The sequence below is a fragment of the Pseudoxanthomonas sp. genome (assembly GCF_051953815.1).
In the GTDB taxonomy this organism is placed as follows: domain Bacteria; phylum Pseudomonadota; class Gammaproteobacteria; order Xanthomonadales; family Xanthomonadaceae; genus Pseudoxanthomonas_A.
In genome coordinates, this window is the sequence record NZ_JBQCIJ010000002.1 from 53,370 (window position 1) to 68,403 (window position 15,034).

General features: G+C 68.6%; 13 protein-coding genes. 7 read left to right on the plus strand and 6 right to left on the minus strand.

The features are described 5' to 3' along the window. Nucleotides 1–54: 54 nt before the first annotated feature. The 7 genes from phoR to ACTHN1_RS00640 all read left to right on the plus strand — a co-directional run bounded on the left by phoR (nt 55) and on the right by ACTHN1_RS00640 (nt 9,538). A complete protein-coding gene (gene phoR, locus ACTHN1_RS00610) occupies nt 55–1,395 on the plus strand; it encodes a phosphate regulon sensor histidine kinase PhoR (RefSeq protein ID WP_440469033.1) in 1,341 nt (446 codons plus the stop codon). Next, nucleotides 1,392–3,482, plus strand: coding sequence for a polyphosphate kinase 1 (gene ppk1 / locus ACTHN1_RS00615; RefSeq protein WP_440469034.1), 2,091 nt, complete (start codon nt 1,392–1,394; stop codon nt 3,480–3,482). The genes phoR and ppk1 overlap by 4 nt, the downstream gene beginning before the upstream one ends. Nucleotides 3,483–3,553: 71 nt before the next feature. Then, nucleotides 3,554–5,083 carry an exopolyphosphatase gene (ppx, locus tag ACTHN1_RS00620; RefSeq protein ID WP_440469035.1) on the plus strand — a complete coding sequence of 510 codons (1,530 nt, stop codon included), beginning with the start codon at nt 3,554–3,556 and terminating at the stop codon, nt 5,081–5,083. 173 nt (nt 5,084–5,256) lie between these two features. Continuing rightward, nucleotides 5,257–6,504 (plus strand): sensor domain-containing phosphodiesterase, encoded by a 1,248-nt coding sequence (locus tag ACTHN1_RS00625; RefSeq protein ID WP_440469036.1) that lies wholly within the window; start codon nt 5,257–5,259, stop codon nt 6,502–6,504. 59 nt (nt 6,505–6,563) lie between these two features. Beyond that, complete coding sequence (locus tag ACTHN1_RS00630) at nt 6,564–7,535, plus strand: aldo/keto reductase (protein ID WP_440469037.1); 972 nt, start codon at nt 6,564–6,566, stop codon at nt 7,533–7,535. Between the two features lie 331 nt (nt 7,536–7,866). Next, the gene (locus ACTHN1_RS00635) at nt 7,867–9,009 is read left to right on the plus strand and encodes a glycosyltransferase family 4 protein (protein WP_440469038.1); all 1,143 of its coding nucleotides are present in this window, start codon (nt 7,867–7,869) and stop codon (nt 9,007–9,009) included. Further along, a complete protein-coding gene (locus tag ACTHN1_RS00640) occupies nt 8,987–9,538 on the plus strand; it encodes a phosphatase PAP2 family protein (protein WP_440469039.1) in 552 nt (183 codons plus the stop codon). Before ACTHN1_RS00635 ends, ACTHN1_RS00640 begins: the two co-directional genes overlap by 23 nt. 75 nt (nt 9,539–9,613) lie before the next feature. Here the strand turns inward: ACTHN1_RS00640 and ACTHN1_RS00645 are convergent, their stop codons facing one another. The 6 genes from ACTHN1_RS00645 to creD form a co-directional block, all read right to left on the minus strand. Then, nucleotides 9,614–11,185: a M28 family metallopeptidase gene (locus tag ACTHN1_RS00645; protein WP_440469091.1), complete on the minus strand. Its 1,572-nt coding sequence runs from the start codon at nt 11,183–11,185 to the stop codon at nt 9,614–9,616. 139 nt (nt 11,186–11,324) lie between these two features. Further along, on the minus strand, nt 11,325–12,209 hold the full coding sequence (locus ACTHN1_RS00650; protein WP_440469040.1) for a carbon-nitrogen hydrolase family protein: 885 nt from the start codon (nt 12,207–12,209) through the stop codon (nt 11,325–11,327). Next, on the minus strand, nt 12,206–12,811 hold the full coding sequence (locus ACTHN1_RS00655) for a GNAT family N-acetyltransferase (RefSeq protein ID WP_440469041.1): 606 nt from the start codon (nt 12,809–12,811) through the stop codon (nt 12,206–12,208). The genes ACTHN1_RS00650 and ACTHN1_RS00655 overlap by 4 nt, the downstream gene beginning before the upstream one ends. Nucleotides 12,812–12,851: 40 nt before the next feature. Further along, entirely contained in the window at nt 12,852–13,178 is a 327-nt protein-coding gene (locus ACTHN1_RS00660) for a hypothetical protein (protein ID WP_440469042.1), read from the minus strand. After that, a complete protein-coding gene (locus ACTHN1_RS00665) occupies nt 13,169–13,621 on the minus strand; it encodes a hypothetical protein (RefSeq protein ID WP_440469043.1) in 453 nt (150 codons plus the stop codon). Before ACTHN1_RS00665 ends, ACTHN1_RS00660 begins: the two co-directional genes overlap by 10 nt. 8 nt (nt 13,622–13,629) lie before the next feature. Then, entirely contained in the window at nt 13,630–15,006 is a 1,377-nt protein-coding gene (creD, locus tag ACTHN1_RS00670; RefSeq protein WP_440469044.1) for a cell envelope integrity protein CreD, read from the minus strand. Nucleotides 15,007–15,034: the final 28 nt, after the last annotated feature.

Below are 15,034 nucleotides of genomic sequence, written 5' to 3' on the forward strand. Positions count from 1 at the left end.
ATCCCGTCCCGCCGGTCCTGCTGACTGTCACAAATAACTGCCTACAATCGGTCCATGCCCCAATACATACGCTCCGCCTGGTTCAAGACGCTCGGCGAACTGGCCGGCGTGCTGGCCATCGCGGTGGTGATCGGCCTGCTGATCGGCCAGGTCTGGCCGGTGGTCACCCTGGCCGCGCTCGGCGTGGTGGCCTGGCACTACTGGCGGCTGCGCAAGGTGCTGGTGCGCCTGACCGCGCGCCAGCGCCTGGAGCCGGCACGCGGCAACGGCGTATGGAATGAACTGGACCGGCTGTTGTTCCGCGGCCACGCCGAGATGCGTGCGCGCAAGCGTCGCCTGCTGGACATGCTCCGCGCCTACCGCGCCGCCGCCGCCGCGCTGCCGGACGCGGTGGTGGTGGTCGAACGCAACAGCCAGCGCGTGCAGTGGTTCAACAAGGCCGCGACCAGCCTGCTCGGCCTGCAGTATCCCACCGACATCGGCGCGGCGGTCGGCGATCGCCTGCAACCGCTGCCGATGTCGCACTGGCTCGCCGCCGGTCGCAACGCCGAGCCGATGCTGGACGCCGCCTCGCCGGTCGACCCGCAGCTGCGCCTGAACCTGCGCCTGATTCCCTACTCCGATCAGTACTGGCTGCTGGTCGCGCGCGACGTCAGCAAGATGCTGCGGCTGGAACAGATGCGTCGCGATTTCGTCGCCAACGTCTCGCACGAACTGCGCACGCCGCTGACCGTGGTGCACGGCTACCTGGACATGCTGGATCCGCAGGACTTTCCGGAATGGACGCCGATGCTGGCGGAGATGCAGAAGCAGTCCCAGCGCATGACCCAGCTGGTCGAGGATCTGCTGACCCTGTCGCGGCTGGAGGCGCAGGACAGCCTGCCGGATGAAAGCGTGGCGATGGCGCCGATGCTGGCCACCCTGCGCCGGGAAGCCGAGGCGCTGAGCCAGAAGCGCCACATCGTGGTGGTGGAAGACGACGCCGGCGTGGATCTGTGGGGTTCCAACAAGGAACTGCACAGCGCGTTCTCCAACCTGGTCAGCAACGCGGTCCGCTATACCCCGGCCGGCGGCACGATCACCGTGCGCTTCGCCCGCGAAGGCGACGGCGCGGTGCTGAGCGTGCGCGATACCGGCTACGGCATTCCCGCGGCGCACCTGCCGCGCATCACCGAGCGTTTCTATCGCGTGTCCACCAGCCGTTCGCGCGAAAGCGGCGGCACCGGCCTGGGCCTGTCGATCGTCAAACACGTGCTGAACCTGCACCAGGCGCGGCTGGACATCCAGAGCGAGGTCGGCCACGGTAGCGTGTTCTCGGTGCATTTCGGCGGCGAGCGCGTGCACCCGCGTACTCCGGCGCCTCCTCCTTCCCTGACGCACAGCCAGATCGCATGAACGCCGCCATCGACACGACGCCAGACCAGCTGAGCAACGAAGACGCCCTGCGCGATCCCTCGCTCTATCTCAATCGCGAACTGTCGCAGCTGGATTTCAATTTCCGCGTGCTGGCGCAGGCGCTGGATCCGCAGGTGCCGCTGCTGGAGCGGCTGCGCTTCCTGTGCATCTCCTGCACCAACCTGGACGAGTTCTTCGAAATCCGCGCGGCGACCGTCCGCCACGCGCAGGATTTCGGCCTGCCGCCCGCCGCCGACGGGCTCAGCCCGACGGTCGTGCTCAACCGCATCCACGATCGCGCCGCCGAACTGGTGGAAGCGCAGTACAAGTGCTGGAACGAGGTGCTGCGCCCGGCGTTGAACGAAGCCGGCGTGCGGGTGTTCGGCCGCGGCGCATGGAGCGCGCGCCAGACCCGCTGGCTGCGCGCCTACTTCCGCAACGAGATCATGCCGGTACTGTCGCCGCTGGGCCTGGACCCGGCGCACCCGTTCCCGAAGATCCTCAACAAGTCGCTGAACATCGTGGTGGTGCTGAAGGGCAAGGACGCGTTCGGCCGCGCCGGCCACCTGGCGATCGTGCGCGCGCCGCGCTCGCTGCCGCGCATCATCCACCTGCCCTCGCGCGTGTCCGGCGGCGAGAACGATTTCGTGCTGCTGTCCTCGGTGCTGTCGGCCTTCGTGGACGAACTGTTCCCGGGCATGGAGGTCAAGGGCTCCTACCAGTTCCGCGTCACCCGCAACTCCGAGGTGGTGGTCGACGAGGAGGAAGTGGAGAACCTGGCGCTGGCCCTGCGCGACGAACTGGTCGGACGCGGCTACCGACCGGCGGTGCGGCTGGAGATCGCCCAGGATTGCCCGAAGCCGATCATCCGCACCCTGTTGCAGAACTTCGCCCTGCCCGACAACGCGGTCTACCTGATCGACGGTCCGGTCAACCTCAACCGGGTCATCCAGGTCTACGACCTGGTGCAGCGTCCCGAGCTGAAGTATCCCGTATTCACGCCGCGTACCCTGCGCGACAGCGACGCCATCTTCGACAAGGTCGATGACGGCGACGTGCTGCTGCACCATCCGTTCGACGCCTTCACCCCGGTGCTGGAGCTGCTCAAGCAGGCGGCGGTGGATCCCAACGTGCTGGCGATCAAGCAGACCCTGTACCGCACCGGCAAGGATTCGGCGATCGTCGACGCGCTGGTGCAGGCCGCTCGCAACGGCAAGGACGTGACGGTGGTGGTGGAACTGCGCGCGCGCTTCGACGAGGACGCCAACCTGGGCGTGGCGGACCGGCTGCAGGAAGCCGGCGTGCAGGTGGTGTACGGCGTGGTCGGCTACAAGACCCACGCCAAGATGCTGCTGATCGTGCGCCGCGAGGGCAAGAAGCTGCGCCGCTACGTGCACCTGGGCACCGGCAACTACCACAGCGGCACCGCCCGCGCGTACACCGACCTGGGCCTGATCACCGCCGATGCGGACATCGGCAACGATGTGCACCTGCTGTTCCAGCAGTTGTCCGGCCTGGCGCCGTCGACCAAGCTCAAGCGCCTGCTGCAATCGCCCTTCACCCTGCATGCCGGGCTGATCCGCAAGATCGAGCGCGAGGCCAGGCTGGCCCGCGCCGGCAAGCCGGCCCGCATCATCGCCAAGATCAACGCGCTCAACGAGCCGCGCCTGATCCGCGCGCTGTACGCCGCCTCGCAGGCCGGCGTGCGCATCGACCTGATCGTGCGCGGCGCCTGCGCGTTGCGCCCGGGCGTGCCGGGCGTGTCGGACAACATCCACGTGCGCTCCATCGTCGGCCGCTTCCTGGAGCACAGCCGGATCTACTGGTTCGGCAACGATGGCAATCCGGAACTCTATTGCGCCAGCGCCGACTGGCTGGAGCGCAACCTGCTGCACCGGGTGGAGACCTGCTTCCCGATCCTGGATCCGGATCTGGTCAAGCGGGTGTTCCGCGAAGGCCTGCAGAACTATCTGGAAGACAACCAGAACGCGTGGGCGCTGGATGCCGACGGCCGCTACCGCAAAGTGGAGCCGGCCGATGGCGAGGCCCCGTATTCGGCGCAGGCGACCCTGCTGGCCGGGGTCTGAGGGTGATGCAAGTGCCTGAAATGGCAGGGACCGCGTTGCCAAGCCGCGGCTCCTGCCTCTAGGCTTTTCCGATGCCGCCCGTCTCCGCCCACGTCTCGCCGCCGCCCCGTGACGGCGAACAGCTCGCCGCCATCGATCTGGGTTCCAACAGCTTCCACATGATCGTGGCGCGCTACACGCTGGGCCAGTTGCGCGTGGTCGATCGCCTGCGCGAAACCGTGCGCATGGCCGACGGCCTGGACGGCAAGGGCGGCCTGTCGCAGGCGGCGCGCGAACGTGCGCTGGACTGCCTGTCCCGCTTCGGCCAGCGCATCCGCGATGTTCCCTCCACCCGGGTGCGCGCGCTGGCGACGAATACCGTCCGCCAGCTGTCCGATCCGCAGGGCTTCCTGGTGCCGGCGGAAGCCGCCCTGGGCAAGCCGATCGAAGTGGTGTCCGGCCGCGAGGAGGCGCGCCTGATCTACCTTGGCGTGGCGCATGCGCAGCCGCCCAAACCGGGCCAGCTGCGCCTGGTCATCGACATCGGCGGCGGCTCCACCGAGTTCATCATCGGCCGCGGCATGGAGACCCTGGAACGCGAAAGCCTCCAGGCCGGCTGCATCGCCAGCACCCGCCGCTTCTTTCCCGGCGGCAAGCTTTCCAAGAAGCGCTGGAAAGAAGCGCTTACCGAAATCGCCGCCGAGTTCCAGCAGTTCGCCGGCCAGTACCGCGCGCTGGGCTGGCAGGAAGCCATCGGCTCCTCGGGCACCAACAAGGCCATCGGCGAGATCTGCGCCGCGATGAAGCTGACCAAGGGCGCGGTCACCGCCGAGGCGCTGCCGCAGGTCCGGGATCGGCTGCTCCAGGCCGAGCGCATCGACGCCATCGACCTGCCCGGCCTGTCCAGCGACCGCCGCCCGATCATCGCCGGCGGCGTGCTGGTGCTGGAAGCGGCATTCGAGGCGCTGGGCCTGCAACGCCTGATGGTCAGCAAGGCCGCGATGCGCGAAGGCATCCTGTACGACATGCTCGGCCGCGGCAGCGACAACGATCCGCGCGATCTGTCGGTGGCGGCGCTGACCCAGCGCTACGGCATCGACGAAGTCCAGGCCGCGCGGGTGGAAGCCACCGCCCTGCGCCTGCACCAGCAGGTCGCCGAAGCCTGGAAGCTCGACAACGACGACGCCCGCATGCTCGGCTGGGCCGCGCGCCTGCACGAAATCGGCCTGGCCATCGCCCATAGCCAGTACCACGCGCACGGCGCCTACGTGCTGGAGAACTCGGATATCGCCGGCTTCTCGCGGCAGGAACAGCAGGTGCTGGCCGCGCTGGTCCGCACGCACCGCCGCAACATCCCCAAGACCGCCTTCGACGCCCTGCCCGACCGCCTGCTGCTGTCGGCCAGGCGCAAGGCCGCGTTGCTGCGGCTGGCGGTGCTGCTCCACCGCGCGCACGAAGCCGCGCCCATCCCGAGGCTGGAGGCCGCCGCCGATGGCGACGAACTGCGGCTGGTGGTGGATCGCCGCTGGATCGAGGCCCGCCCGCTGCTGAAGTCGGACCTGGTCGGCGAGCCGGAAGACATGCAGGGCCTGGGCATCGCCTTCAAGCCCTTCGTCGCCTGACCCCCTCCGGTCGCCCCCTGCAATCCTGAATCACCCGCGCTAGACTCCGCCCGGGAATCCGTCGAGGCCATGCCGGGCGACGCCGGATCGGACAGGGACCGATCCCGCGACGCCGTACGCCCGCTGCGTCGCCGCCCACCGATGGACGCCCGCCTTGCCTTCAGGAGGAAGTCATGCGGAACGACGCTCCATGGAACGCGATCCTGGCCGACGGTGGCCCCGGCGCATTGGCCATCGGCCGCAATGTCGACCGCGTGCTCGACGCGGTACGCACGTATCTGGAGATGGACGTGGCGTTCATCTCCGAATTCGGCGGACGCTACCGGACCTTCCGCCACGTGGTGGGTTCGATCGACCCGATGCCGATCCGTCCCGGCGACACCAGCCCGCTCGATGAAGGCTATTGCCTGCGGGTGGTCGAGGGCCGGATTCCGCAGTTGATTCCCGACACCGGCTCGGTGCCGGTACTGGCCGACATTCCGGAAACCGCGCAGGTGCCGATCGGTGCGCACATCAGCGTCCCCATCCGCCTGCGCGATGGACGCGTGTACGGCACCTTCTGCTGCTTCAGCCTGCGTCCGCAGCTGTCGCTGGGCGATCGCGACCTGCACATGATGCGCGCCTTCGCGGATCTGCTGGCATATCAGATCGACGGCGACCTGGAAGCGGTAAGCAAGCATCAGGAAAAGGTCGAACGGATCACCTCGGTGCTGGAAATGGGCCAGCCCAGCATCGTCTACCAGCCGATCTATCAGCTGGCCCAGGAACGCATCGTCGGCATCGAATGCCTGTCCCGGTTCGACATCAATCCGCCGCGCCCGCCGGACCTGTGGTTCAACGAGGCGCGCGAAATCGGCCTGGGGGTGCGGCTGGAACTCAACGCCATCCTCACCGCGCTCGACGGCCTGCGCCATGTGCCGGGGGATTTCTACGTCTCGCTGAACGTCTCCCCGCAGACCATCATCGGCGGCGGCATCGCCGGTTATCTGGACGAACTGCCGCCGCACCGGCTGGTGCTGGAGATCACCGAGCATGCCTACGTGGAGGATTACGCGGTGCTGCGCGAGCAGCTGGCGCCGCTGCGCCGCCAGGGCGTCCGCATCGCGGTGGACGACGCCGGCGCGGGTTACGCCAGCATGCGCCACGTGCTGGCGACCAGCCCGGACATCATCAAGCTGGACATGACCCTGACCCGCAGCATCGACACCGATTCGCCGCGGCGCGCGCTGGCGGCGGCACTGATCGCCTTCGCCCGCGAAACCCACAGCGGCATCGTCGCCGAAGGGGTGGAAACCGCCGCCGAACTGGCCGCGCTGCGTGCGCTGGGGGTGCCCGACGCGCAGGGCTACTTCCTGTCGCGGCCGTTGTCGCTGCCGGCCCTGATCGCCCTGCTGCACCCGCCGGGCAAGCGCGTCCACTGACCGCAGCGGCGGGTGGTCGCGCTCTGGCATGATCCGCTGCCCTGTCCGGAACCGAAGCCATGCGGCGCTACCCGATTCCCCACACCGATCTGCGGGCCTCGCGCATCGCCTATGGCTGCATGCAGTTGAGCCGGGCCTGGGACGACAGCGATCCCACCCCCGAGGAAAGGCGGCAGACCGCGGTGCTGATCGAAATCGCGCTGGAACAGGGCATCAACCTGTTCGACCACGCCGACATCTATGCGCGGGGCAGGTCGGAGCGGTTGTTCGGCGATTGGCTGGCCGCGGCGCCATCGCGCCGCGACGGCCTGATCCTGCAATCCAAATGCGGCATCCGCTTCGCCCACGATCCCCATCCGGATTCGCCGGGCCGCTACGATTTCAGCCACGCGCATCTGCTGGCCTCGGTCGAAGGCAGCCTGCGCCGCTTGCGCACCGATTATCTGGATCTGCTCCTGCTGCACCGGCCGGATCCATTGGGGGTGCCGGAGGAAGTCGCCCGCGCGTTCGACGATCTGCACCGCAGCGGCAAGGTCCGGCATTTCGGAGTCAGCAACCACGCCGCCAGCCAGATCGCGCTGTTGCAGGCGCATCTCGACCGGCCGCTGGTGGCGAACCAGATCGAAATCAGCCTGCTGCACCACCATCTGGTCAACGAAGGCGTGATCGCCGCGACCCGCGGCACCGCCTATACCGCCTCGGCCGGCACCCTGGACGAATGCAGGCATCGGGGGCTGTTGGTACAGGCGTGGTCGCCACTGGCCGGTGGCCGCCTGTCCCGGCCTGAAACCGCCGAGCCCGCGCTGCGACCGACCGCCGAAGCGGTGGCGGCGGTGGCCGCGCGCCACGGCGTGTCCGCCGAAGCCATCCTGCTGGCCTGGCTGTTGCGCCATCCCGCCGGCATCCAGCCCGTGATCGGCACCACCCACCCCGAGCGCCTGGCCGCGGCCTGCGCCGCGGATGGCATCGAACTGGACCGCGAGGCGTGGTACGCGTTGTTCACCGCGGCGCGGGGCGGGCCGGTGCCCTAGGGGCCGCGATTCGGGATTCGGGATTGGCGACTATCCGCTTTTGCCTCCTACTTTGCGGCGCTTCTCAACCGCCGAATGGCGGGTCAAAAGGGGGATCGAGGGGGATTCGCTCCTCGCTCGAAAGGCAAATCCCCCGTCACCTGCTTTCGCAGGTGCCCGCCCCCTTTTTCAAAGGGGGCATGTGCTTCCGGTTCCAGGCTTCCGAGCTTCCGAGCTTCCGAGCTTCCAGGTTTCCAGGACGCATTCTCCGCCCCCTGTCACGCGAACGCCATGTAACTGCAATACGTGCTTCATCGCCGCTCTCCACCATGCGCAAAACGTGGAGTCGCGCATGCGGTACGCCATCGTCACCGAAACCTATCCGCCCGAGGTCAACGGCGTCGCCCTGACCGTGCAGGGACTGGAACAGGGTCTGCGCGCGCGCGGACACCAGGTCTCGCTGGTGCGGCCGCGCCAGGAAGGCGACCCGCGCGCGCTGCCCGACACCACGCTGGTGCGGGGCGCGTCGTTGCCGCGCTATCCCGGACTCAAGTTCGGCCTGCCGGCGACGCGCCGCCTGGGCAGGCTGTGGAGCGAATCGGCGCCGGACGCGATCTATGTGGCCACGGAAGGCCCGCTGGGCTGGTCGGCGCTGCGCGCCGCGCGCCGCCTGGGCATTCCGGTCGCGACCGGCTTCCATACCCGTTTCGACGAATACATGCGCGACTACGGCGCGGCGTTCCTGCAGCAGACCGCGATGCGCTGGATGCGGCGCTTCCACAATGGCGCCGACGCCACCCTCGTCCCGACCCGCGAACTGCAGGAGTTCCTGACCTCGCAGGGATTCGCCCGGGTGGTGCGGCTGGCGCGCGCGGTCGACACCTCGCAGTTCTCCCCCGGACATCGTGATCCCGCCCTGCGCGCGCAATGGGGCGCGGGCGCCGATACCCCCGTGGCGATCTACGTGGGCCGCATCGCGGCCGAAAAGAACCTGGCGCTGGCGGTGCAGGCGTTCCGCGCGCTCCAGCGCGAACGGCCCGACGCGCGCTTCGTCTGGGTCGGCGACGGGCCGGCGCGGGAACGGCTGGCGGCGGCCAATCCCGATTTCGTGTTCTGCGGCTTACAGCGCGGCACGGCGCTGGCGCGACACTTCGCCAGCGGCGATTTGTTCCTGTTCTCCAGCCACAGCGAAACCTTCGGCAACGTCACTCTGGAAGCCATGGCCAGCGGCGTACCGACCGTGGCCTTCGACTACGGCGCCGCCCGCGAGCATCTGCGCAGCGGACAGCATGGGTACGCGGTCCGCGACGACGACGCCTTCGTGGCCGCCGCCGTGCAACTGGGCACGGATGACGCGCTGCGCCGCCGGCTCGGCGAGAACGCCTGCGAGGCGGTCCGATCGCTGCGGCCGGAACAGGTCGCCACCGACTTCGACAACCTGCTGGCCGGTCTGGCCGCGCAAAGGAGGCCGCATGAGAACGTCGCTACCGCGTAACGTGCTGCGGGGCCGCGATACGGGCTGGTGCCTGCGGGTCAACCGCTGGGGCGAATGGCAGGGCGTGCGCCGCTTCTTCGCGGTGATCAGCCGCCTGGGCGATGGCGTGTTCTGGTACGTACTGATGGGCGCGCTGATCGTGGTGGACGGACTGGACGGCCTGGCCGCCTCGGCGCATCTGGCCGCCACCGGCGTGATCGCGCTGACCCTGTACAAACTGCTCAAGCGCTGGACGCGGCGTCCGCGCCCGTTCGCCTCGGACGTGCGCATCCGCGCCTGGATCGCGCCGCTGGACGAGTTCAGTTTCCCTTCCGGGCATACCCTGCACGCGGTGGCGTTCACCGTGGTCGCGCTGGCCCACTATCCGGTACTGGCGGGATTGCTGATCCCGTTCGCCGCCTGCGTGGCGGTGTCCCGGGTGGTGCTGGGGCTGCACTATCCCAGCGATGTGCTGGCCGCCACCGCGATCGGTTCGGCGCTGGCGGGACTGTCGCTGTGGCTGGTGCCGGGCGTGTCGCTGTTCGCCTGATCCCCTCGTCGGACTCACAAGAAAGAAGGCCGGATTCCTGCGAATCCGGCCTTCTTCACATCAACGCAACCGCGCTCAGTTTTCCAGCAGCGGCTTGCGCGGCAGTTTCTGCTCGCGCATCGCGGCGTGATAGGCGAACGAGGCCAGGATCGCCGCGGCCTGCTTCAGATCCTCGGGCGAGGCGTGATCGTAGGTATCCAGATCGCTGTGGTGCACGTTGCTGAAATAGTCCAGCCCGTCCTGCACGAACTGGAAGCCCGGCAGGCCGACACGGTCGAACGAGACATGATCCGTGCTGCCGGTGTTGCGCACGGTCACGATGGTGGCGCCGACATCGTTGAACGGCTTCAGCCAGGCTTCGAAGATCGGCATCGCCGCCTGGTTTTCCTGCGCGTAGATGCCGCGGATCTTGCCGGAGCCGTTGTCCAGGTTGAAGTAGGCCGAGAACTTGTCGTAGTCGCGCTTGCGCTGCAACGGACCGGTGCGTTCCTGGAAGTAGCGCGGCAGCTTCTTCTGCTCCGGATCGGTGGCTTCCGGATAATCGGCGAAATGCTTGGCGACATAGGCCGCCGAACCGATCAGCCCCTGCTCCTCGCCGCTCCACAGCGCCACCCGGATGGTGCGGCGCGGCTTGGCGCCGACCGCCTTGAGGATGCGCATGGCTTCCATCATCACCGCCACGCCGGCGGCGTTGTCGGCCGCGCCGGTGCCGGCGTGCCAGGAGTCCATGTGCGCGCCGATCATCACGATTTCGTCGGCTTTGCCGCTGCCTGGAATCTCGGCGATGGTGTTGTAGCCGGGATCATTGGTCTCGCTGGTGAACTGCGCGTCCACGTTGATGCGCAGGCGCACGTCCTGCTTGCGTTCGATCGCGCGCAGCAGCGGGTTGTAGTGCTCCGCCGCCACCGCCAGCTCGGGTATGCCGGCCGGTTCACCGGCGCGACGCGAACCACCGCCGCCGACCCGGATGATGCCGTTGTCCCAGCCGCTGATGCTGAGCGCGGCCAGCGCGCCTTCCTCGGTCAGGAAACGATTGGTCGCCTGCACCAGATCCTGGCGCTGCCGGTACTCGGCCAGGCGCTTGCCGCGCTCGGCCGGATCGGCATCCTTGGGCACGCTGAAGGACAGCAGTTCGGTGAGGCCGGCCTCGTTGTAACGGCGCGAATCCGGCTCGGTGCCGGGCTTGTATTCGCGGGCTTCGCTGAGCAGGACGATCTTGCCTTTCAGCTTGCCCTTGTACTTGTCCAGGTCCGCCTTGGTCTTGAGGGTGACGACCACCGCCTCGCCCTCGACCGGGCCCTGGGTACCGGGCGTCCAGGCCTTGGGCACCGCGCGCAGCGAAGTCACCCGCGGCGCCAGCAGCTCCACGCTGGCGGAACGGTAGGTCCAACCGCGGCCGAAGTCGTCGAACGCCTCGTCGTGCACGTTGGACAGGCCCCACTCGGTGAACTTGCCGCGCGACCAGGCGTTGGCCTGCGCCATGCCCGGCGAGTTGGTCAGGCGCGGTCCGATTTCCTCGGTCAGGTGGCCGAAGGTCGCCATCACCTGCGATCGGTGGAATGCCTCCTGGCGGATTCGATTGACCATGTCCAGGTCCACCGGTTCGTTCGCCTGCGCCACTCCGGCCAGGCCCAGGCACAACGCCATCACGCTCTGTTTCAACACGCCCCTGCTCTCCCCGGGTTCATCCCCGAATGTGCACAAAGGATCGAGTCTGCCCCGGCCAAAGGTCATGCCCCCCCTGCCATCAGTCATGGTCCGGGGCGAGAGCCAGCGAGAGTCCGGCTCAGCGGAACGGTTCGCGACGGGCGCGCTGCAGGGCGGGAAGCCCCTGCCCGTTCCAGTCGCGATCGTTGGCGACCTGCGCCTGTCCGCGGCTGGCCTCCAGCGCGGCGAAGTCCAGATCGGCGATCGCCCACACCTGCTGGCCCCGGGTCCGGGCCAGCACGCCATCGGCCGGGAAACCGCGATCCATGGGCGCGAACAGGGCCGCCTCGCCGGTGTTCACGTCCAGCGCGGGACTCCATTCGGCAACGCCGGCGGTCACCGCCTGGGCCACGAAGAAGCGGTTCTCCAGCGCGCGCGCCAGGCATCCCACCCGCACGCGGGTGGCGCCGGCCTCGGTGTCGGTGCAACTGGGCACCGCGAGCAGACGCGCGCCGGCTTCGTACTGCGCGCGCACCGGCAGCGGAAACTCGCTGTCGTAGCAGACCGAAATGCCGGCGCGGACGCCGTCGACATCGAACACCTTGAGCGCATCGCCGCCCTCGATCACCCCGGTCGCCTTCTCGAAACCGGTGAGCTGCAGCTTGTCCTGCCAGCCGTGGGTGCCGTCCGGCGCGAACCAGTAGCTGCGGTTGCGATAGCGCTGTTCGCCGACCGCCAGCAGGAACGAGCCGGCGACCACGTGCAGCCGCGATGCCCCGGCCAGGCGCGCGAACAGATTCATCCAGTCGGCATGCAAGGCCTGGGTGGCGGCCAGCGAGGCATTGAGGTCCGCGCGGATATCGGCGGCGAAGATCGCCGCCAGTTCCAGCGACAGGTATTCCGGCAATACCGCCACCCTCGCGCCCAGCCCGGCCGCCTCGTCGAGCAGCCGGGCCAGACGCCCGGAGAACGCGTCGAAACTCTCCGGCGCCTGGATCGGATATTTGGCCACGGCCACCTTCATCGGCCGGCCTCCAGCGGACGCAGCCAGAACGTCAGCGCATGCGGAATTCCGCCGCGATCGATCTCGTCCCAGTCCAGCCGCACGCTCATGCCGTCCCGGCGCCGATAGCCGCGCTTGTGCCAGAACGCGTCGTTGCCCCGGTATGACGCGGGCCGGCGCGGGTCGCCCGGATCGCGATCCACCGCGCAGAACGCGGTCCAGCGAAAACCGCCCAGCGCGCGCGCATGCGCTTCGCGATGGTCGAAGAACGCATGGCCGACGCCCCGTCCCCGATGGTCGGGCAGCAGCACCGACTCGCCGAAATAGAACACCCCGCCGGGATCGATGTCCGAGGCGAGAAAAGGCTGGCGGAAAGCCTCGGCGTCATCCAGCAACGGCAGCCCGGTGGATGCGCCGACCACACGCTCCCCGTCCATCGCCAGCACGAACACGCTGCGCGGCGATGCCGCGTAGGCGGCCAGATAGTCGCGCTCGTAGTCGAAATCGCCGGCGTAGAGATAGGGCCAGTCGCGGAACACGGCCACGCGCAGGCGCGCCACGTCGGCCAGCCAGGGACCGATGTCCGGTCCCCGGAACACGCGGATGTCGGGAGAGGAATCCATCCGCGCACTTTACCGCAGCGCTTCCGGAAATCGCCCGCGCTCAGGATGCCGCGTCGCGTTCCGATCCGGCCGTCGATGGTGCGGTGTCGGCGCGCATCAACCCGCGGGCCAAGGCCACCAGCGCGCCGGCCAGCAGGCCACCGAGCGCGAGCGACAGGTGCACGAGCATCACCAGCGCCACGCCGAAACCCTCGCCGGGCCCGCCCTGGTGGCCGGGCCGCGAAACCTCGTGGCAATGCCGCAACCACAACAAGGTCAACAGCAGTTGCGGCAACAGGAACAACGTGGCGTACAACCGCCAGGAAATCACCGCCGCCATGCCGTAGAACACCGCGACGACGGCGATCGCCATCAGCATCATCGGCATCGGCCGCTCTCCTCCGCCGCCAGCCCGCGGCGATCATCCCAGGCATAGACGACGACGCCGGTCTCCGGCAGCACCCACAGCCGCGCGCGTCCATCGCGCGAGCCGGAGGTGTAGCGATGGGCGGGCGCATCGCCCGGTGTCGCGTGCCACGGCCCCCACGTCATCGGAACCCCGTGCCGCGAAAGGCCTTCCCTGGCCTCGGTCGCGTCCTGCAGGAACCTCATCGGTCCGGTGCGCAGCGCGGCCCGCGTCTCCGACGCCAGCCGGAACCACAGTCCCCCGCGATGCACGTGCCGCAACGGCAGCAGCAGTCCCGCCAGGGCGGTCCCGCCGGCGCCGGCCCATCGGCCGCCTTCGCCGCTGGCCGCGATCACCGCCTCGGTGCGCAGGCAGGCCGGCAACACCCGGCGGGCGCGGCGATGCAGGGTCTGCTGATCCAGCATGGCGTGCCTCAACGCAGCCCGGTGCCCAGTTCGTACCAGTCCACCTTGCGGGTGATCCACATGATGACGGTCAGGATGCCGAACAGCAGCAGCGTGCCCATCAGCAACGCATTGGTTTCCGACAGCAGCAGCATGTACAGCACGCCGTACAACGCCGTCAGCATCACCGCGAAGCCGGCCGCGCGCAGCCAGCTGCGCAGGACCCCGGACAGGTAGAAGAACTGCAGGCCGATGCACGCCACCGCCGACACCAGGTACGCCTTCCAGAACGCGATGTGCTCGGACAGGCTGAGCAGCAGCAGGAAGAAAATCGCCAGCGCCAGTCCGACCAGCAGGTATTGCAGCGGATGGATCGGCAGGCGCTTGATCAGCTCGAACAGGGCGAAGCCGACGAAGGTCAGCACGACGAACAGGATGCCGTATTTGCTGGCGCGGTCGGCCTGCGTGTAGATGTCCACCGGATCCACCAGGTGGATGTCGGCGCTGTCGATGCGGGTCAGCGAGGGACCTTCCGACGCGGTGTCGATGGCGGCCTGGCCGGTCAGCGGCATGCGCCGGGTGAAGTCGCCCTCGGTGCCGGCCAGCTGGGTCTGCGCGTTGCTCGCCAGCGAGGAGATTTCCCAGTGGGCGGTGAAGCCGCTGGCTTCGACCGTGCGCTGGGTCGGCAGGAAGCGGCCGCCGAACAGCGGATGCGGCCATTCGGAATGGACGTCGATGCGGTTGTTGTCGGCGACCGGGCTGATGCCCAGCGATTCCGTGCCGGCAAGGGTGAAATCCATCTGGACATCGCTGGCGGGCAGCAGCGTGGCGGCTTCGCCCAGCTTGGCGTGCACGCCGCTCATCCGGGCGGACATCGCGCCGGTGCCGCCTTCGAAGGTCAGCATGCGGCCATCGACCTTGAGCGTGGGCGTGCCGATCAGCCCGCGCACGTCGCTCAGGCCCATCACCAGGATGGGCTTGCCGTACACGCGGCCGTCCACCAGCTCCAACGCCAGCGGATCGAAGCGCGCGCTCATCCGCGCCGACCATTGATAGGTGCGCACGTCGTACAGGCCGATGCGCCGCAGCGCCGGTTTCATCCCGCCACCGGCCTGCAGGGTCTTCGGCGTCTGCAGCACGTAGCCGCGCGTGGTCTCCTGGCGGATCTCCGGCTTGCCCTCCGCGTTGACCACCGTGGCATTGGTGACCTTCTGCCACGGCACCACCCGCAGCGGCCCGATCACCTGCTGCGGGCCGGCCATGCTCTCGGCGATCCGCTCCACCGCCTGTGCCTGGTAGCGCTCGCGATCGCTGATCACGCCGCGCACCATCAACAGGGGAATCATCAACAGCAGCACCAGACCGCCCACGGTTAGGAACCGCAACAACAGCTTCAACGACTTCATGTCTTCGCCCATCCGGCTGTGGAGATGG